The 18,678-nt window shown below is 67.8% G+C and carries 13 protein-coding genes, 1 tRNA gene and 1 pseudogene; all 15 read left to right on the top strand.

All coding sequences use genetic code 11. From position 1 onward, the window contains the following. Nucleotides 1-131: pseudogene (locus BHU06_RS22180) on the top strand (elongation factor Tu); the annotation flags it as partial. A 35-nt stretch (nt 132-166) separates the two neighbouring features. After that, nucleotides 167-242 (top strand) — tRNA-Trp (locus tag BHU06_RS17600). A gap of 146 nt (nt 243-388) precedes the next feature. Further along, nucleotides 389-772: a preprotein translocase subunit SecE gene (gene secE / locus BHU06_RS17595; protein WP_070400501.1), complete on the top strand. Its 384-nt coding sequence runs from the start codon at nt 389-391 to the stop codon at nt 770-772. A gap of 3 nt (nt 773-775) precedes the next feature. Beyond that, nucleotides 776-1,351, top strand: a complete 576-nt coding sequence (gene nusG, locus BHU06_RS17590) for a transcription termination/antitermination protein NusG (RefSeq protein WP_070400500.1) — start codon at nt 776-778, stop codon at nt 1,349-1,351. 112 nt (nt 1,352-1,463) lie between these two features. Next, entirely contained in the window at nt 1,464-1,895 is a 432-nt protein-coding gene (rplK, locus tag BHU06_RS17585) for a 50S ribosomal protein L11 (RefSeq protein WP_070400499.1), read from the top strand. Further along, on the top strand, nt 1,896-2,591 hold the full coding sequence (gene rplA, locus BHU06_RS17580; protein ID WP_070400498.1) for a 50S ribosomal protein L1: 696 nt from the start codon (nt 1,896-1,898) through the stop codon (nt 2,589-2,591). A gap of 234 nt (nt 2,592-2,825) precedes the next feature. After that, on the top strand, nt 2,826-3,332 hold the full coding sequence (gene rplJ / locus BHU06_RS17575) for a 50S ribosomal protein L10 (RefSeq protein WP_070400497.1): 507 nt from the start codon (nt 2,826-2,828) through the stop codon (nt 3,330-3,332). Nucleotides 3,333-3,378: 46 nt separating this feature from the next. Next, entirely contained in the window at nt 3,379-3,759 is a 381-nt protein-coding gene (gene rplL, locus BHU06_RS17570) for a 50S ribosomal protein L7/L12 (RefSeq protein ID WP_070400496.1), read from the top strand. Nucleotides 3,760-4,104: 345 nt separating this feature from the next. Continuing rightward, a complete protein-coding gene (rpoB, locus tag BHU06_RS17565) occupies nt 4,105-8,223 on the top strand; it encodes a DNA-directed RNA polymerase subunit beta (protein ID WP_070400495.1) in 4,119 nt (1,372 codons plus the stop codon). Between the two features lie 25 nt (nt 8,224-8,248). Beyond that, the gene (gene rpoC / locus BHU06_RS17560; protein ID WP_070400494.1) at nt 8,249-12,460 is read left to right on the top strand and encodes a DNA-directed RNA polymerase subunit beta'; all 4,212 of its coding nucleotides are present in this window, start codon (nt 8,249-8,251) and stop codon (nt 12,458-12,460) included. Nucleotides 12,461-12,590: 130 nt separating this feature from the next. Continuing rightward, the gene (locus BHU06_RS17555; protein ID WP_070400493.1) at nt 12,591-13,184 is read left to right on the top strand and encodes a LemA family protein; all 594 of its coding nucleotides are present in this window, start codon (nt 12,591-12,593) and stop codon (nt 13,182-13,184) included. Between the two features lie 123 nt (nt 13,185-13,307). After that, a complete protein-coding gene (locus tag BHU06_RS17550; protein ID WP_070400492.1) occupies nt 13,308-14,333 on the top strand; it encodes a M48 family metalloprotease in 1,026 nt (341 codons plus the stop codon). Continuing rightward, nucleotides 14,330-15,685, top strand: coding sequence for a 16S rRNA (cytosine(967)-C(5))-methyltransferase RsmB (rsmB, locus tag BHU06_RS17545; RefSeq protein ID WP_070400491.1), 1,356 nt, complete (start codon nt 14,330-14,332; stop codon nt 15,683-15,685). Before BHU06_RS17550 ends, rsmB begins: the two co-directional genes overlap by 4 nt. 91 nt (nt 15,686-15,776) lie before the next feature. After that, nucleotides 15,777-16,394 (top strand): DUF4390 domain-containing protein, encoded by a 618-nt coding sequence (locus tag BHU06_RS17540; RefSeq protein ID WP_070400490.1) that lies wholly within the window; start codon nt 15,777-15,779, stop codon nt 16,392-16,394. Between the two features lie 34 nt (nt 16,395-16,428). Further along, nucleotides 16,429-18,675, top strand: coding sequence for an ATP-binding protein (locus BHU06_RS17535; protein WP_070400489.1), 2,247 nt, complete (start codon nt 16,429-16,431; stop codon nt 18,673-18,675). The last annotated feature ends 3 nt before the right edge of the window (nt 18,676-18,678 follow it).

Here is an 18,678-nt window from a genome sequence, read left to right as displayed (position 1 = left end):
TGCCCGGCGACAACGTGTCGATCACCGTCAAGCTGATCGCGCCCATCGCCATGGAAGAAGGCCTGCGCTTTGCCATCCGCGAAGGCGGCCGCACCGTCGGCGCCGGCGTCGTGGCCAAGATCATCGAGTAATCGGTTCGGGTTCGCCCGGACAGAGAAAGCAACGTAGGGGTATAGCTCAATTGGCAGAGCGTCGGTCTCCAAAACCGAAGGTTGGGGGTTCGATTCCCTCTGCCCCTGCCACCTGACAGGAACCGAAAGAGCCCGATAACGCTCTCTGTCTCGTGTGCCACAAGCCCACCGAAGTCGTCAAGACCTCTGGTGGGCTTGCGTGTCTCATGCCCTGCTGGCGCGAGATGCGTTATTTGAAAACTTTAGTCTCAGTCCACATGGCTTCCTCCGACGTTCAAACCGTTCACTCCGGTGCCGACAAGGCCAAGCTTGGCTTGGCCGTTGCGCTCGTGGTCGTCGGCTTCGTGGCCTTCTACCTGCTCACGAGCCGTGGCGCGTTGGCGCAGTGGGGCGCCCTGCTGGTGGCGCTGGCGGCGGCCGTCGCGGTGTTCGTGGCGTCCGAGTCGGGTCGCCAGCTCATCGCCTTTGGCCGCGATTCGTGGAAGGAAGTCAAGAAGGTCGTCTGGCCCGCCCGCAAGGAGGCCATGCAGATGACGGCCTACGTCTTCGCCTTCGTGGTGGTGATGGCCCTGTTCCTGTGGCTGACGGACAAGACCCTGGAGTGGGTCTTTTACGACCTGATCCTGGGCTGGAGGAAATAAGCGATGACCGAAGAACACAGCCCCCTGGCCACGCTGGCGCCCGCCGAAGGCATGCGCTGGTACGTCGTGCACGCCTACTCGGGCATGGAAAAGGCGGCCGAGCGCAACATCATCGAACGCATCAACCGCGCCGGCATGCAGAGCAAGTTCGGCCGCATCCTGGTGCCGACCGAAGAGGTGGTCGAGGTCAAGAACGGCCAGAAGCGCACCACCGAGCGCAAGTTCTTCCCCGGCTACGTGCTGGTGGAAATGGTGATGGACGACGACACCTGGCACCTGATCAAGCACACCAACAAGGTGACGGGCTTCGTCGGTGGCGCCAAGAACCGCCCGGTGGCCATTTCCGAAGAAGACGTCCAGAAGATCGTCAGCCAGATGCAGGAAGGCACCGACAAACCCCGCCACAAGGTGGAGTTCGTCGTCGGCGAGTACGTGCGCGTCAAGGAAGGCCCGTTCACCGACTTCAACGGCACGGTCGAAGAAGTCAACTATGAGAAGAACAAGATGCGCGTGTCGGTGACCATCTTCGGTCGCGCCACGCCCGTCGAGCTCGAATTCAGCCAGGTCGAGAAGACCTGACGCTATCCAGGCGCAGGTGGGTCGGCCCGACACCTGCGCCCTTGTCTTTACCGGGTCCCAACCGCGAGGAGGTGGCTTGAAACCCACCGTTTGCACTCGCAGGAGCTGAAAAATGGCGAAGAAAATCGTCGGCTTCATCAAGCTGCAAGTGCCAGCTGGTAAGGCCAACCCCTCCCCCCCGATCGGTCCGGCGCTGGGTCAGCGCGGCCTCAACATCATGGAGTTCTGCAAGGCGTTCAACGCTCAGACCCAAGGTGTGGAGCCGGGCCTGCCGCTGCCGGTGGTGATCACCGCGTTCGCGGACAAGAGCTTCACCTTCATCATCAAGACGCCGCCGGCGACCACCTTGATCAAGAAGGCCATCAAGCTCGACAAGGGCTCCTCGGTGCCCAACAAGAACAAGGTCGGCAAGATCACCCGGGCCCAGCTCGAGGAAATCGCCAAGACCAAGATGAAGGACATGACCGCCGCCGATCTGGACGCAGCCGTCAAGACCATCGCCGGTTCGGCCCGTTCGATGGGCGTGATCGTGGAGGGCGTGTAAATGGCCAAGCTCACCAAAAAACAGAAAGCGCTCGAAGGCAAGGTCGACAGCACCAAGCTGTACCCGCTGGCCGACGCGCTGAAGATCGTCAAGGAAGCCGCCACCGCCAAGTTCGATGAGTCCATCGACGTGGCGATCCAGCTCGGCGTGGACGCGAAGAAGTCCGACCAGGTGGTGCGTGGCGCCGTCGTGATGCCCAACGGCACTGGCAAGACCAAGCGCGTGGCGGTGTTCGCCCAGGGCGCCAAGGCCGAAGAGGCCAAGGCCGCCGGCGCCGACATCGTCGGCATGGACGACCTGGCGGCCGATATCAAGGCCGGCAACATGAACTTCGACGTCGTGATCGCCTCCCCCGATGCCATGCGCATCGTGGGTACCCTGGGTCAGGTGCTCGGCCCGCGCGGTCTGATGCCCAACCCCAAGGTCGGCACCGTGACGCCCGACGTGGCCACCGCGGTGAAGAACGCCAAGGCCGGCCAGGTGCAGTTCCGCGTCGACAAGGCCGGCATCGTGCACGGCACGATCGGCCGCCGCTCGTTCGACGCCGAGAAGCTCCAGGGCAACCTGGTGGCGCTGCTCGACGCGCTGAACAAGGCCAAGCCGGCCACCAGCAAGGGCATCTACCTGCGCAAGGTGGCTGTGTCGTCGACGATGGGTGTCGGTGTTCGCGTGGACACCCAGACCATCTCGGCGTGATGAATTCGGGCGCCCTCGGGCGCCTGGGTGTGGTGGGTTTGCGGCGCGCCTTCGGGTGCTCCGCGAAGCCATCCAAGACCGTTGGCGCCGGCCCTCGTGGGTCGGCTTAATCGACAAGGCCAACGCAGATGGCGATCCCGCCGCTGAAGGATTCGAGAGTGTCCTGCAACGGTTGATCGCTGCAATGAGGCGTGTGGCGGGTGGTGACACCCCCGCACATTGAAGGAGTGAACCTTGAGTCTGAATCGCAGTGAGAAAGAAGCGGTCATCACCGAAGTGACCGGCCTCGCCGCCAAAGCTCAAACCCTCGTGATGGCGGAGTACCGCGGCATCACGGTCGCTTCCATGGACAAGCTGCGCGTGAGCGCCCGCAACAGCGGCGTGAGCCTGAGTGTGTTGAAAAACACCCTGGCCCGCCGTGCGGTCGCCGGCAGCCCGTTCGAGGTGGTGGCCGAGCAGATGGCCGGCCCGCTCGTCTACGGCTTCTCCGAAGACCCCGTGGCCGCCGCGAAAGTGGTGGCCGATTTCGCGAAGACCAACGACAAGCTGGTCATCCGCGGCGGTGTCTACGCGGGCAAAGCCCTGGACGTCGACGGTGTGAAGCAGCTCGCCAGCATCCCCTCGAAAGAGGTCCTGCTCGCGCAGCTTTGTGGCCTGCTCAAGTCGCCGATCTCGCGCACCGCGGTGGTGCTCGGCGCGCTGGCCAAGAAAAAAGGCGAAGGCGAAACGGCTGCCGCCTGACGGCCGCAGCTTCCCGCAAACATCAACCGATTGATTGGAAATTCAAATGGCATTCGATAAAGACGCATTTCTGACGGCCCTGGACAGCATGTCCGTCATGGAACTCAACGACCTGGTGAAAGCCATCGAAGAGAAGTTCGGCGTGAGCGCCGCCGCCATGGCCGCCCCGGCCGCCGGTGGCGCGGGTGGTGGCGCCGCCGCCGCCGCGGAAGAGAAGACCGAGTTCAACGTGGTGCTGGCCGAAGCCGGTGCCAACAAGGTTGCCGTGATCAAGGCCGTGCGCGAAATCACCGGCCTGGGTCTGAAGGAAGCCAAGGACCTGGTCGACGGCGCGCCGAAGAACGTGAAGGAAGGCATCGCCAAGGCCGACGCCGAAGCCGCCGTGAAGAAGCTGGTGGAAGCCGGCGCCAAGGCCGAGCTCAAGTAAATCGGCCCGGGCCTACCGCGCAACCCGATTTCGGCGCTCCGGTGCTCACCGTACCTCAGTACGGTTGCGCTCCTCGCACCGACCTCGGGTCGCTCGCTGCGGCCCGCATCCGATTTACACAGGCAGGTGCATAGCCTGCCTTTTGCGCTTTCAGAGCGCACCTGAAAACCAGCCCGAAACTGGTTTTCAAGTGTTTTCTGAACCCGACTGCAGAAGACCACTTGGTTCGGGCCCGCGTGCAACGCGCGGGCCGTCCGCCATCGGTTGGTAGAGGCCAGCCACCAAGCTCGTCAGCGCAGCGCGCCGCTGACCGACAGTCGCCAAGACCTCAAGCCCGGAGATCTCATGGCATCGAAGTACTCATACACCGAACGCAAGCGCATCCGAAAAAGTTTCGGCACGCGCGAGAACGTGCTCGCCATCCCTTATCTGCTGCAGATGCAGAAGGATGCCTACACCGCCTTCCTGCAGGCGGATGTGATCCCCAAGCAGCGCACCACCGAAGGCCTTCAGGCCGCATTCACCGCCGCCTTCCCGATCGTCTCGCACAACGGTTTCGTCGAGATGAAGTTCGTGGAGTACAACCTGGCCAAGCCCGCGTTCGACGTGCGCGAATGCCAGACGCGCGGCCTGACCTTCGCCTCCGCCGTGCGCGCCCGCGTGCAGCTCATCATCTACGACCGCGAGTCCTCCACGCCGCAGTCCAAGGTGGTCAAGGAAGTGAAGGAGCAAGAGGTCTACATGGGCGAAGTGCCGCTCATGACCGACAAGGGCTCCTTCATCATCAACGGCACGGAGCGCGTGATCGTCTCGCAGCTGCACCGCTCGCCGGGTGTCTTCTTCGAACACGACAAGGGCAAGACGCACAGCTCGGGCAAGCTGCTGTTCTCGGCCCGCATCATTCCCTACCGCGGCTCCTGGCTGGACTTCGAATTCGACCCGAAGGACGTGCTGTTCTTCCGCGTCGACCGTCGCCGCAAGATGCCGGTCACGATCCTGCTCAAGGCCATCGGCCTGACGCCGGAGACCATCCTGGCGAACTTCTTCGTCAACGACCACTTCCGCATCATGGACAGCGGTGCGCAGATGGCCTTCGTGCCCGAGCGCCTGCGCGGCGAAGTGGCGCGCTTCGACATCACCGACAAGTCGGGCAAGGTGGTGGTGGCCAAGGACAAGCGCATCACCGCGCGCCACACGCGCGAGCTGGAGCAGTCGGGCACCACGCACGTGAGCGTGCCCGAGGACTTCCTCATCGGTCGCGTGGTGGCCAAGAACATCGTTGACCCGGACAGCGGCGAGATCATCGCCAAGGCCAACGAGGAAATCACCGAAGCCCTGCTCAAGAAGCTGCGCGCCGCCGCCATCCAGGAACTGGCCTGCATCTACACCAACGAGCTGGACCAGGGCGCCTACATCAGCCAGACCCTGCGCATCGACGAGACCGCCGACGAGTTCGCCGCGCGCGTGGCCATCTACCGCATGATGCGCCCCGGCGAGCCGCCGACGGAGGACGCGGTGCAGGCCCTGTTCCACCGCCTGTTCTACAACCCGGACACCTACGACCTCTCGCGCGTGGGCCGCATGAAGTTCAACGCCCGCGTGGGCCGCGACGAGGCCACCGGCCCCATGGTGCTGTCCAACGACGACATCCTGGCCGTGGTCAAGATCCTGGTGGACCTGCGCAACGGGCGTGGCGAAGTCGACGACATCGACCACCTGGGCAACCGCCGCGTGCGCTGCGTCGGTGAACTGGCCGAGAACCAGTACCGCACCGGCCTCGCCCGCATCGAGAAGGCGGTGAAGGAGCGTCTGGGCCAGGCCGAGCAAGAGCCGCTGATGCCGCACGACCTGATCAACTCCAAGCCGATCTCCGCGGCGCTCAAGGAGTTTTTCGGTGCCTCGCAGCTGTCGCAGTTCATGGACCAGACCAACCCGCTGGCCGAGATCACGCACAAGCGCCGCGTCTCGGCCCTGGGCCCGGGCGGTCTGACGCGCGAGCGCGCCGGCTTCGAGGTGCGCGACGTGCACGTCACGCACTACGGCCGCGTCTGCCCGATCGAAACGCCGGAAGGCCCGAACATTGGCCTGATCAACTCGCTGGCCCTGTACGCCCGCCTCAACGAGTACGGCTTCATCGAGACGCCGTACCGCCGCGTGGTGGACGGCCAGGTCACGAACCAGATCGACTACCTGTCCGCCATCGAGGAAGGCAAGTACGTCATCGCCCAGGCCAACGCCGCGCTCGACAAGGACGGTCGCCTGGTGGGCGAGCTGGTCTCCGCGCGCGAGAAGGGCGAATCCATCCTGACCGGCCCCGACACCATCCAGTACATGGACGTGTCGCCGGCGCAGATCGTGTCGGTGGCCGCTTCGCTGGTGCCCTTCCTGGAGCACGACGACGCCAACCGCGCGCTGATGGGCGCCAACATGTCTCGTCAGGCCGTGCCCGTGCTGCGCCCCGAGAAGCCCTTCGTGGGCACCGGCATCGAGCGCGTGGCCGCGGTCGACTCCGGCACGGTGGTGACGGCCACCCGCGGTGGCGTGGTCGACTACGTCGACGCCACCCGCATCGTGATCCGCGTCAACGACGAGGAAGCGGTGGCCGGTGAAGTGGGCGTGGACATCTACAACCTCATCAAGTACCAGCGCTCCAACCAGAACACCAACATCCACCAGCGCCCCATCGTCAAGAAGGGCGACAAGCTGGCCAAGGGTGACGTGATCGCGGACGGCGCGTCCACCGACCTCGGCGAAATCTCGATCGGCCAGAACATGCTGATCGCCTTCATGCCCTGGAACGGCTACAACTTCGAGGACTCGATCCTCATCAGCGAACGCGTGGTGGCCGACGACCGCTACACCAGCATCCACATCGAGGAGCTGGTGGTGATGGCGCGCGACACCAAGCTGGGCGCCGAGGAAATCACCCGCGACATTCCGAACCTGGCCGAGCAGCAGCTCAACCGCCTGGACGAGTCCGGCATCATCTACGTGGGCGCCGAGGTGCTGCCCGGCGACGTGCTGGTCGGCAAGGTCACGCCCAAGGGCGAGACCACGCTCACGCCCGAAGAGAAGCTGCTGCGCGCGATCTTCGGCGAGAAGGCCTCCGACGTGAAGGACACCTCGCTGCGCGTCGAGCAGGGCTCGCAGGGCACGGTGATCGACGTGCAGGTCTTCACCCGCGAAGGCATCCAGCGCGACAAGCGCGCCCAGCAGATCATCGACGACGAGCTCAAGCGCTTCCGCCTCGACCTGAACGACCAGTTGCGCATCGTCGAGGCCGACGCCTTCGACCGCATCGAGAAGCTGCTGGTGGGCAAGGTCGCCAACGGCGGCCCGAAGAAGCTGGCCAAGGGCACGACCATCGACAAGGCCTACCTGGCCGACGTCGAGAAGTACCACTGGTTCGACATCCGCCCCGCGGACGACAACGTGGCCGCGCAGCTCGAGTCGATCAAGAACTCGATGGAGCAGACGCGCCACAGCTTCGACCTCGCGTTCGAAGAGAAGCGCAAGAAGCTCACGCAGGGCGACGAGCTGCCCGCCGGCGTGCTCAAGATGGTCAAGGTCTACCTGGCCGTCAAGCGCCGCCTGCAGCCCGGCGACAAGATGGCCGGCCGCCACGGCAACAAGGGCGTGGTCTCCAAGATCGTGCCCGTGGAAGACATGCCGCACATGGCCGACGGCACCCCCGCCGACGTGGTGCTCAACCCGCTGGGCGTGCCGTCGCGCATGAACGTGGGCCAGGTGCTGGAAGTGCACCTGGGCTGGGCCGCCAAGGGCCTGGGCCAGCGCATCGGCGACATGCTGCAGCGCGAAGCCAAGGTGGCGGAGGTGCGCCAGACCCTCGAGTCCATCTTCAACACCATGGGCAAGAAGGAAGACTTCGCCGACCTGTCCGACGCCGAGGTCATCGAGATGGCGCAGAACCTGCAGCACGGCGTGCCCTTCGCGTCGCCCGTGTTCGACGGTGCCTCGGAAGACGAGATCCGCGCCATGCTGAAGCTGGCCTACCCGGACGACATCGCCGCGATCAAGGGCCTGACCGAGACGCGCACCCAGGCGCAGCTCTACGACGGCCGCACCGGCGACGCCTTCGAGCGCAAGACCACCGTGGGCTACATGCACTTCCTCAAGCTGCACCACTTGGTCGACGACAAGATGCACGCCCGTTCCACCGGCCCGTACTCGCTCGTCACCCAGCAGCCGCTGGGCGGCAAGGCGCAGTTCGGTGGCCAGCGTTTCGGCGAGATGGAGGTCTGGGCGCTGGAAGCTTACGGCGCGTCCTACATCCTGCAGGAGATGCTCACCGTCAAGTCCGACGACGTGCAGGGCCGCACCAAGGTGTACGAGTCCATCGTCAAGGGCGAGCACACCATCGACGCGGGCATGCCCGAGTCGTTCAACGTGCTGGTCAAAGAGATCCGTTCGCTCGGTATCGATATCGAACTCGAGCGTTCGTGATCCACAGAAGTAAAGGAAAGCTCACATGAAATCCTTGCTCGACCTGTTCAAGCAGTTCACGCCCGACGAGCATTTCGATGCCATCCGCATCGGCCTGGCCTCGCCGGAAAAAATCCGCTCCTGGTCCTTCGGTGAAGTCAAGAAGCCCGAGACCATCAACTACCGCACCTTCAAGCCGGAACGCGACGGCCTGTTCTGCGCCAAGATCTTCGGTCCCATCAAGGACTACGAGTGCCTGTGCGGCAAGTACAAGCGCCTGAAGCACCGTGGCGTGATCTGCGAGAAGTGCGGCGTCGAAGTGACCCAGACCAAGGTGCGCCGCGAGCGCATGGGCCACATCGACCTGGCCGCGCCCTGCGCGCACATCTGGTTCCTGAAGTCGCTGCCGTCGCGCCTGGGCCTGGTGCTCGACATGACGCTGCGCGACATTGAGCGCGTGCTGTACTTCGAGGCCTACGTGGTGACCGACCCCGGCATGACCCCGCTGAAGAAGTTCGGCATCATGTCCGAGGACGACTTCGACGCCAAGCGCAAGGAGTACGGTGACGAGTTCGTCGCCAAGATGGGCGCCGAGGGCATCAAGGAGCTGCTGGAGAACATCGACCTCGACATCGAGATCGAGAAGCTGCGCAACGACCTGACCGGCTCGGAACTCAAGATCAAGAAGAACGCCAAGCGCCTGAAGGTGCTCGAGGCCTTCAAGCGCTCGGGCATCAAGCCCGAGTGGATGGTGCTCGACGTGCTGCCCGTGCTGCCGCCGGACCTGCGTCCGCTGGTGCCGCTGGACGGCGGCCGCTTCGCGACCTCCGACCTCAACGACCTGTACCGCCGCGTCATCAACCGCAACAGCCGCCTCAAGCGCCTGCTCGAACTCAAGGCGCCCGAGATCATCGCGCGCAACGAGAAGCGCATGCTGCAGGAAGCCGTGGACAGCCTGCTGGACAACGGCCGCCGCGGCAAGGCCATGACGGGCGCCAACAAGCGCGCGCTCAAGTCCCTGGCCGACATGATCAAGGGCAAGAGCGGCCGCTTCCGCCAGAACCTGCTGGGCAAGCGCGTCGACTACTCGGGCCGTTCGGTCATCGTGGTGGGCCCGACGCTCAAGCTGCACCAGTGCGGCCTGCCCAAGCTGATGGCGCTGGAGCTGTTCAAGCCCTTCATCTTCTCGCGCCTGGAAGCCATGGGCATCGCGACCACCATCAAGGCCGCGAAGAAGGAAGTGGAAGCCGGCACCCCCGTGGTGTGGGACATCCTCGAAGAGGTCATCAAGGAGCACCCGGTTCTGCTGAACCGCGCGCCCACGCTGCACCGCCTGGGCATCCAGGCCTTCGAGCCCATCCTGATCGAGGGCAAGGCGATCCAGCTGCACCCGCTGGTCTGCGCGGCCTTCAACGCCGACTTCGACGGTGACCAGATGGCCGTTCACGTGCCGCTGTCCGTGGAAGCCCAGCTGGAAGCCCGCACCCTGATGCTGGCCTCCAACAACGTGCTGTTCCCGGCCAACGGCGAACCCTCCATCGTGCCCTCGCAGGACGTGGTGCTGGGCCTGTACTACGCCACGCGCGAGAAGATCAACGGCAAGGGCGAAGGCATGATCTTCGCGGACCTGCCCGAGCTGCAGCGCGCGCTGGACAACGGCGTGGTGGAACTCACCGCGCGCGTGAGCGTGCGCCTGGTCGAGTGGACCAAGGACAAGGCCAGCGGCGAGTTCGTCGCGGGCCTCAAGCTGGTCGACACCACCGTGGGCCGCGCGCTGCTGTCCGAGATCCTGCCCAAGGGCCTGCCCTTCTCGGTGCTGGACAAGCCGCTCAAGAAGAAGGAAATTTCGCGCCTCATCAACGCGAGCTTCCGCAAGTGCGGCCTGAAGGAGACCGTGGTCTTCGCCGACAAGCTGCTGCAGAACGGCTTCCGCCTGGCCACGCGCGCGGGCATCTCGATCGCCGTCGACGACATGCTGGTGCCCAAGGAGAAGAGCGGCATCATCGAGCGCGCCGAGTCCGAGGTGAAGGAGATCGCCCAGCAGTACGCCTCCGGTCTGGTGACCGCCGGCGAGCGCTACAACAAGGTGGTCGACATCTGGGGCAAGGCCGGTGACGAGATCTCCAAGGTCATGATGGCCCAGCTGGCCAAGCAGAAGACCACGGACCGCAGCGGCAAGGAAGTGGACCAGGAGTCGTTCAACTCCATCTACATGATGGCCGACTCGGGCGCCCGCGGTTCCGCGGCGCAGATCCGCCAGCTGGCCGGCATGCGCGGCCTGATGGCCAAGCCCGACGGCTCCATCATCGAGACCCCCATCACGGCGAACTTCCGTGAAGGCCTCAACGTGCTGCAGTACTTCATCTCCACGCACGGCGCCCGCAAGGGCCTGGCCGACACGGCGCTGAAGACCGCGAACTCGGGTTACCTGACGCGCCGCCTGGTGGACGTGACGCAGGACCTGGTGGTCACCCACCAGGACTGCGGCACCTCCAACGGCACGCTGATGCGCGCCATCGTCGAGGGCGGTGAGGTCATCGAGTCGCTGCGCGACCGCATCCTGGGCCGCACCACGGCCGAGGAAGTGATCCATCCCGAGACGCGCCAGCAGCTCGTGCCCGCGGGCGAAATGCTCGACGAGGACACCCTCGACCTGCTCGAGGCCGCCGGCGTCGACGAGGTCAAGGTGCGCACCGCGCTCACCTGCGAGACCCGCTACGGCCTGTGCGCCAAGTGCTACGGCCGCGACCTCGGCCGCGGTGGCCTGGCCAACATCGGTGAGGCGGTGGGCGTGATCGCCGCGCAGTCGATCGGCGAGCCCGGCACGCAGCTGACCATGCGCACCTTCCACATCGGCGGTGCGGCCTCGCGCGCGGCGGTGGCCTCCAGCGTGGAAGCCAAGTCCAGCGGCGTGATCGGCTTCAACGCCACCATGCGCTACGTGACCAACTCCAAGGGCGAGCTGGTGGTGATCGCGCGTTCGGGCGAGATCATCATCCAGGACGAACACGGCCGCGAGCGCGAGCGCCACAAGGTGCCCTACGGCGCCATCCTGGCGATCAAGCCCGACCAGCAGATCAAGGCCGGCACCATCCTGGCCAACTGGGACCCGCTGACCCGACCCATCATCACGGAATTCGCCGGCACGGTGAAGTTCGAAAACGTGGAAGAGGGCCTCACGGTCGCCAAGCAGGTCGACGACGTGACCGGTCTGTCCACGCTGGTGGTGATCGATCCCAAGCGCCGCGGCGCCACGAAAGTGGTGCGCCCGCAGGTCAAGCTGATCGACGCGTCCGGCAGCGAGGTGAAGATCCCCGGCACCGACCACGCCGTGACCATCGGCTTCCAGGTCGGCGCCCTGATCCAGGTGCGCGATGGCCAGGACGTGGGCCCCGGCGAGGTGCTGGCCCGCATCCCGGTCGAAGGCCAGAAGACCCGCGACATCACGGGTGGTCTGCCGCGCGTGGCCGAGCTGTTCGAGGCGCGTTCGCCCAAGGACGCCGGCATCCTCGCCGAGATGACCGGTACCGTGTCCTTCGGCAAGGAGACCAAGGGCAAGATCCGCCTGCAGATCACCGACCCCGAGGGCAAGGTCTGGGAAGAGCTCATCCCGAAAGAGAAGAACATCCTGGTGCACGAAGGCCAGGTGGTCAACAAGGGCGAGAGCATCGTCGACGGCCCGGCCGACCCGCAGGACATCCTGCGCCTGCTGGGCATGGAAGAGCTCGCGCGCTACATCGTCGATGAGGTGCAGGACGTCTACCGACTGCAGGGCGTGAAGATCAACGACAAGCACATCGAGGTGATCGTTCGCCAGATGCTGCGCCGCGTCGTGGTCGAGAACCCCGGCGATTCGTCCTACATCGGCGGCGAGCAGGTGGAGCGCTCGGAGATCCTCAACACCAACGACGCCCTGCGCGCCGACGGCAAGATCCCCGCGACCTACAGCAACGTGCTGCTCGGTATCACCAAGGCCTCGCTGTCGACCGACTCGTTCATCTCCGCGGCCTCCTTCCAGGAGACCACGCGCGTGCTGACCGAAGCGGCCATCATGGGCAAGCGCGACGAGCTGCGTGGCCTCAAGGAGAACGTCATCGTCGGCCGCCTGATCCCCGCGGGCACCGGCATGGCCTACCACGAGGCGCGCAAGGTCAAGGAGAAGATGGACGACGAAGAGCGCCGCGCCATCGCCGAGGCCGACGCCCTGTCGCTGGCGGCCGACCAGGCCGACGCGGCGGCTGGCGAGTCCGCCGAGTAAGCGGTCCGACGCCCGTCACCGCCGACAAGCCCCCGGTCGACAGGCCGGGGGCTTTTTCTTTGGGCGCGCATACCCCGCGCGCTATAGTCCCCCGCCCGCGAATCACGGGTGAGCGAGGAGGAAACACACAATGGGTGTTCTGCAATGGGCGCTGCTGCTGGTGGCGCTGGTGGTGTTCTTCTGGGCGGTCGGGGCCTACAACCGGCTCGTGCGCCTGCGCAACGGCATCGCCAATGCGTTCGCGCAGATCGACGTGCAGCTCAAGCGCCGGCACGACCTGATCCCCAACCTGGTTGAAGTGGCCCGCAAGTACCTCGAGCACGAGGCGCAGACGCTGGAGGCCGTGATCGCCGCGCGCAACCAGGCGCGCAGCGCCGAGCAGGCCGCCGCCAGCGCGCCGCTGGCGCCGGGCGTCATGGGCACCCTGTCGGGCGCGGAGCAACTGCTGGGTGGCGCGCTTGGCCGCCTCATGGCGGTGGTGGAGAACTACCCCGAGCTCAAGGCCGACCAGAACATGCGCGAGCTCAGCGAAGAGCTGGCCAGCACCGAGAACCGCATCGGCTTCGCGCGCCAGGCCTACAACGACCAGGCCAACGACTTCAACGACGCCGCGCAGCAGTTCCCCACGCTCATCGTCGCGCGCCTGTTCAACTTCCAGCCCCAGGCCATGCTGGAAGCGACCACCAGCGAGGCCGAGCGCGAGCCGGTCAAGGTGCGGTTCTGAAGCTCACCCCCACCGCGCTTCGCGCGACCCCCTTCATGGGGGCGGCACCAACGGCCCGGCAGAGCCGATTCCGTGGTACCACTCGGTTCGACCGGGGCGCGCCAGCATCCTCACCCGACAGCCATGCGTTTTATTGACTCCCAGCGCGACGCGCGGGCCCAAAGCCGGCGCCTGGTGGTGGCCTTCGGCCTCACCGTGCTGTTGCTGGTGCTGGCCGTCAACGCGGCCCTCGCCGTGGGCTGGCTGCTGTCGGGGCCGCTTTGGCTGACGGGCGGGTGGTACTTCCCGCGCCACTTCTGGGCCGTGAACACCGGCGTGACCCTGCTCTTCGTGCTGGGCGGCTGGTGGCTCGAAACCTCGCAGCTGAAACACCAGGGGGGCGTGCGGCTGGCCGAGCGCATGGGCGCGCGCGCGGCGCGGCCCTCGGGCCAACTCGACGAGCAGCGCTTCGTCAACATCGTCGACGAGCTGTCCATCGCCTCGGGCCTGCCGCGCCCCACCGCCATGGTGGTGGCGCGCGACCAGGCCATCAACGCCTTCGCCACCGGCTGGACGCCGCAGGACGCGGTGGTGGCCGTCACCCAGGGCGCGCTCGACCACCTCACGCGGGAGGAGCTGCAAGGCCTGGTCGCGCATGAACTGGGCCACATCGGCGAAGGCGACACGCGCCTGAACCTGCGGCTGGCGGGCATGGTGTTCGGGCTGGAGATGGTCTATCGCCTGGGCCAGCGCCTGGCCGAACCGGGCGAGGACGGCCGCCGCTTCATGGGCGCGCTGATGGGCCTGTGCCTCATGGGCGTGGGCTGGCTCGGCTGGGTCGCGGGCCATGCGCTGCAGGCGGCGGTGTCGCGCCAGCGCGAGTACCTGGCCGACGCGCGCGCCGTGCAGTGGACGCGCAGCCGCGACGGCCTGGGCGGCGTGCTGCGCAAGGTCATGACGCAGCAGCGCGAGGGCCTGCCACCGCGCGCGGTGGGCCCCTCGCTGCAGCACCTGCTGCTGGTGGGCCACGGGCACGGCGCGCTCGCGCGCCGCTTCGACTCGCACCCGCCGCTGGCCGAGCGGGTGCGCCGCATCTACGGCCGGCACATGGGCCCCTTGCCCCTGCCGGCGCAGCGCCCGGTGGGCGACCCCACCGTGGTGCACGCATGAACACGGGCTCCCACGCGCGACCGCCGCGCGGGTCGCTGCCGGCCCCCGCGCTCAGCGAGCAGCTCGCGCTGGCGGCCCAGGCGGTGCTCGCGGTGCGCCAGGGCCGCTCGCTGGGCGACGCGCTCGCGGCCGTGCCCGCGCCGCTGCGCCCGGGCGTGCAGGCGCTGGCTTTTCACAGCCTGCGCCAGCTCGGCAGCTGCGAGGCGCTGGTGGCCCGCCTGGCCGACCGCGCGCCGCCGCCGCCGCTGCGCGCGCTCATGTGCGTGGCGCTGGCGCTGCTGCTGGTGCCCGACGCCCCCGGCGCCAGCTACTCCGCGCACACCGTGGTCGACCAGGCCGTGCGCGCGGCCCAGAAGGACAAGCGCTGGCAGCGCCAGGCCGGTTTCCTCAACGCCTGCCTGCGCCGCTACCTGCGCGAGGCCGCTTCGCTGCAGGCCCCGCTGGCCCAGGACCCGGTGGCGCGCTGGAACCACCCGGCCTGGTGGATCGAACGCCTGCGGCGCGACCACCCGGCGGACTGGGAGCGCCTGCTGCTGGCCAACAACCGGCCCGGGCCCATGACGCTGCGGGTCAACCGCCGCCGTGCCGATCGCGAGGCCCTGGCCCGCGCGCTCGCCGAGCAGGGCGTGGCCAGCCGGCCCGTGGGCGAGGACGGGCTGGAGCTGGCGCGCCCGCTGCCGGTCGACCAGATCCCCGGTTTCGCCGAGGGTCACTGCTCGGTGCAGGACGAGGCCGCGCAACTGGCAGCGCCCTTGCTGCTCGACGGGCTCGCCGCGCGCCCGCGCGTGCTGGACGCCTGCGCCGCGCCCGGCGGCAAGACCGCCCACCTGCTGGAGCGCGCCGATGCCGAGCTGCTGGCGCTGGACGTCGACGCCGAGCGCTGCACCCGCATCAGCGACAACCTGCACCGCCTGGGCATGGTGGCCGAGGTGCGCCACGCCGACGCCGCCCGCCCCGCCGACTGGTGGGACGGCCGGCCCTTCGACGCCATCCTGCTCGACGCCCCCTGCACGGCCTCGGGCATCGTGCGCCGCCACCCGGACGTGCGCTGGCTGCGCCGCGACAGCGACGTGGCGGCCCTGGCGGGCACCCAGCGGGCCCTGCTCGACGCCCTGTGGCCGCTGCTGCGGCCCGGTGGGCGCCTGCTTTACGCCACCTGCTCGGTGTTCCGCGCCGAGGGCAGCGAACAGGCCGAGGCGTTTCTTCAGCGCCACACCGACGCCCGGGCAGGCGCCGCTCCCGGCCATCTGTTCCCCGGTACACCCGGGGGTGCCGGGCAGTTCAACGACAATGCCCCGGGTGGACCGGACGGCTTTTTCTACGCACGCTTCGACAAGGCCCGCGGCGTCTGATCGGGTCCGAGGCCTTCTTCGCCCCCGGCATTGGCTGCTGCTGGCGCTGGCCGTCCTGGCCCTTGCGCTGGCCCGCGCCCAGCCGCCCCAGGTGCAGCAGCTTGCCCTGCAGCGCACCTCCGACGGCTTGTTCCTGAGCGCTCGCTTCGAGCTCAGCCCGCATGGCGCCGTGCAGGACGCCCTGATCAAGGGCGTGCCGTTGTACTTTGTCTGGCAGGCCGACGTGCTGCGCGAACGCTGGTACTGGACCAACAAGCGCGTGGCCGGCGCCACCCGCACCCTGCGCCTGGCCTACCAGCCGCTGACCCGCCGCTGGCGCGTCAGCATCTCCACCGAGGCCGGTGGCGGCACCGGCGGCGGCGCCGGCCTGCCCTACGCCCTGCACCAGAACCACGACACCCTGGAGGAGGCCCTGGCCGCGGTGGGCCGCGTCTCGCGCTGGCGGCTGGCCGACGCCGGGCAGCTGGAGCCGGGCGCCTCCCACCTGGTGGAGTTCGGCTTCCGCCTCGACCTGAGCCTGCTGCCACGCCCCTTCCAGATCGGCCTGGGCAACCAGGAGGAATGGTCCATGGCGCTGGAGCGCGAGCTGGGCGTGCCCGAGGCCGCCACGCCCGAGCTGCCCGCGCCGGCCGAGCCGCGCGCCACGTCCCCCGCCGCCGAGGCCAAGGCCGGCGGCGAGGCGCCCGCCGCCGAATCCCCGTCCCGCTGAGCCCCGTGCCGCCGCCCCGCACGCCCTCCGTGCCGTGAACACCCTCACCCCGCCCCACTCGCGCAAGCCCGCCGCCACCCGCTGGGCGGTGGTCGCCGGCCTGATCTTCATGACCGGCCTGGGCATGGTGCTGCTGTTCCTGCTCACCCTGGGCACGCGCAACAGCGTCTTCTACGAACGCAACTTCGAGCTGCTGGTCGGCATCAACGTGGCCGCCGCCGTGGGCCTGGGCCTGGTCATCCTGTGGCTGGGCGCGCGGCTGTTCATGCGCCTCAAGCGTGGCAAGTTCGGCAGCCAGCTGCTGGTCAAGCTCGCCGCCATCATCGGCCTGGTGGGCATCCTGCCCGGGCTGCTCATCTACACGGTGTCCTACCAGTTCGTCTCGCGCTCCATCGAAAGCTGGTTCGACGTGCGCGTGGAGTCCGCGCTGGGCGCGGGCCTGAACCTGGGCCGCACCACGCTCGACACACTGGTGGCCGACCTGTCGAACAAGACCCGCCTGGCCGCCGACGGCCTGGCCCGCCAGAGCAACAGCGGCGCCGTGCTCGCGCTCGACCGCGTGCGCGAGCAGCTCGACGCCAGCGACGTGGTGCTGTTCGGCGCCACCGGCCAGCTCCTGGGCAGCTCGGGCAGCTCGCGCTTCGACCTCGCGCCCGAGCGGCCCAGCCCCGCCACCCTGCGCAACGCGCGCGCCAACCGCGTGCTGGCGCAGGTCGAGGGCCTGGAAGAGGGCGAAGGCGGTGACCTACACGCCGCGCTGGCCGCGGGCCAGGCGCGCATCAAGGTGCTGGCGCTGGTGAACCCGCCCAGCTTCGCCGTCAACGCCGAGCCGCGCTACCTGCAGGTCTCGGCGGCCTTGCCCTCGGCGCTGATCGTGGACGCGCTGGCCGTGCAGGTGGCCAACCGCGAGTACCAGGAGCGCGCGCTGGCGCGCGACGGCCTGCGCCGCATGTACATCGGCACGCTCACGCTGGCGCTGTTCCTGGCCGTGTTCGGCGCGGTGCTGCTGGCGGTGCTGCTGGGCAACCAGCTGATCCGTCCGCTCATCGTGCTGGCCGAGGGCATGCGCGAGGTGGCGGCCGGCAACCTCGCGCCCAAGGCCGCGCTGCCCTCGCGCGACGAGCTCGCGGGCCTCACGCGCACCTTCGCCCTCATGACGCAGGACCTGTCCGACGCGCGCGAAGCGGTGCAGCACAGCATGGAGCAGGTGGACGCCGCGCGCGAGAACCTGCAGACCATCCTGGACAACCTCACCGCTGGCGTGCTGGTGTTCGACGAGCGGGGCCACCTGCTCAGCGCCAACCCCGGCGCGGCGCGCATCCTGCACGCCGCGCTGAACGCCCACATCGGCCAGCCGTTGGACCAGGTGCCCGGCCTGGAGCAGATCGCTGGCGGCGTGCTGCAGCAGTTCGAGCGCTTCCTGGCCGAGGACTCGCCGCACGAGGGCGGCTACTGGCAGGAGTCTTTCGAGCTCAGTGCGAGCGAGGGTTCGCCCTTCGAGCAGGGCATCACCCTCATCGCGCGCGGCGCCCTGCTGCCCGACAACCAGCGCCTGCTGGTTTTCGACGACGTGTCCGAGGTCGTCTCGGCCCAGCGCGCCAAGGCCTGGGGCGAGGTGGCGCGCCGCCTGGCGCACGAGATCAAGAACCCGCTCACGCCCATCCAGCTCTCGGCCGAGCGCCTGGCCATGAAGCTGGACGGCAAGCTGCAGCCCCCCGAACAGGCCCTGCTCGACAAGTCGGTGCGCACCATCGGCGACCAGGTCGAGGCCATGAAGCGCCTCGTCAACGAATTCCGCGACTACGCCCGCCTGCCCGCGGCCCAGCTCGCGCCGCTGGACCTCAACGCCGCCGTGCGCGACATCCTCAGCCTCTACGACAACGCCGCCGTGCCCGTGCGCTGCGAGCTCGCCGACGGCCTGCCCAAGGTGCGCGCCGACGCGCAGCAGGTGCGCCAGATCGTCCACAACCTGGTGCAGAACGCCCAGGACGCCATGGGCGGCATGGCCGGCGCCGAGGTGCTGCTGCGCACCCGCCGCTCGGACAGCGGCCAATGGGTGCGCCTGGTGGTGTCCGACAGCGGGCCCGGTTTTGGCGAGAACATCCTCAAACGCGCCTTCGAGCCCTACGTCACCACCAAGGCCAAGGGCACCGGCCTGGGCTTGGCCGTGGTCAAGAAGATCATGGACGAACACGGCGGCCGCGTGGACTTGTCGAACCGCGTGACGGAAGGGCGCGTCATCGGCGCGCAAGTGTCGTTATCATTCGCAGTTGCAAATTGACAA

It is taken from the genome of Hydrogenophaga sp. PML113, from assembly GCF_001777155.1.
Classification (GTDB): domain Bacteria; phylum Pseudomonadota; class Gammaproteobacteria; order Burkholderiales; family Burkholderiaceae_C; genus Hydrogenophaga; species Hydrogenophaga borbori.
Note: the sequence above shows the minus strand (reverse complement) of the source record. Positions and strands in the feature narration are given on the sequence as shown.

Excerpts from the sequence above, each read along its gene's own strand:
- secE (WP_070400501.1), top strand. The coding sequence starts at position 389 with ATGGCTTCCTCCGACGTTCAAACCGTTCACTCCGGTGCCGACAAGGCC.
- nusG (WP_070400500.1), top strand. The coding sequence starts at position 776 with ATGACCGAAGAACACAGCCCCCTGGCCACGCTGGCGCCCGCCGAAGGC.
- rplK (WP_070400499.1), top strand. The coding sequence starts at position 1,464 with ATGGCGAAGAAAATCGTCGGCTTCATCAAGCTGCAAGTGCCAGCTGGT.
- rplA (WP_070400498.1), top strand. The coding sequence starts at position 1,896 with ATGGCCAAGCTCACCAAAAAACAGAAAGCGCTCGAAGGCAAGGTCGAC.
- rplL (WP_070400496.1), top strand. The coding sequence starts at position 3,379 with ATGGCATTCGATAAAGACGCATTTCTGACGGCCCTGGACAGCATGTCC.
- rpoB (WP_070400495.1), top strand. The coding sequence starts at position 4,105 with ATGGCATCGAAGTACTCATACACCGAACGCAAGCGCATCCGAAAAAGT.
- rpoC (WP_070400494.1), top strand. The coding sequence starts at position 8,249 with ATGAAATCCTTGCTCGACCTGTTCAAGCAGTTCACGCCCGACGAGCAT.
- BHU06_RS17555 (WP_070400493.1), top strand. The coding sequence starts at position 12,591 with ATGGGTGTTCTGCAATGGGCGCTGCTGCTGGTGGCGCTGGTGGTGTTC.
- BHU06_RS17550 (WP_070400492.1), top strand. The coding sequence starts at position 13,308 with ATGCGTTTTATTGACTCCCAGCGCGACGCGCGGGCCCAAAGCCGGCGC.
- rsmB (WP_070400491.1), top strand. The coding sequence starts at position 14,330 with ATGAACACGGGCTCCCACGCGCGACCGCCGCGCGGGTCGCTGCCGGCC.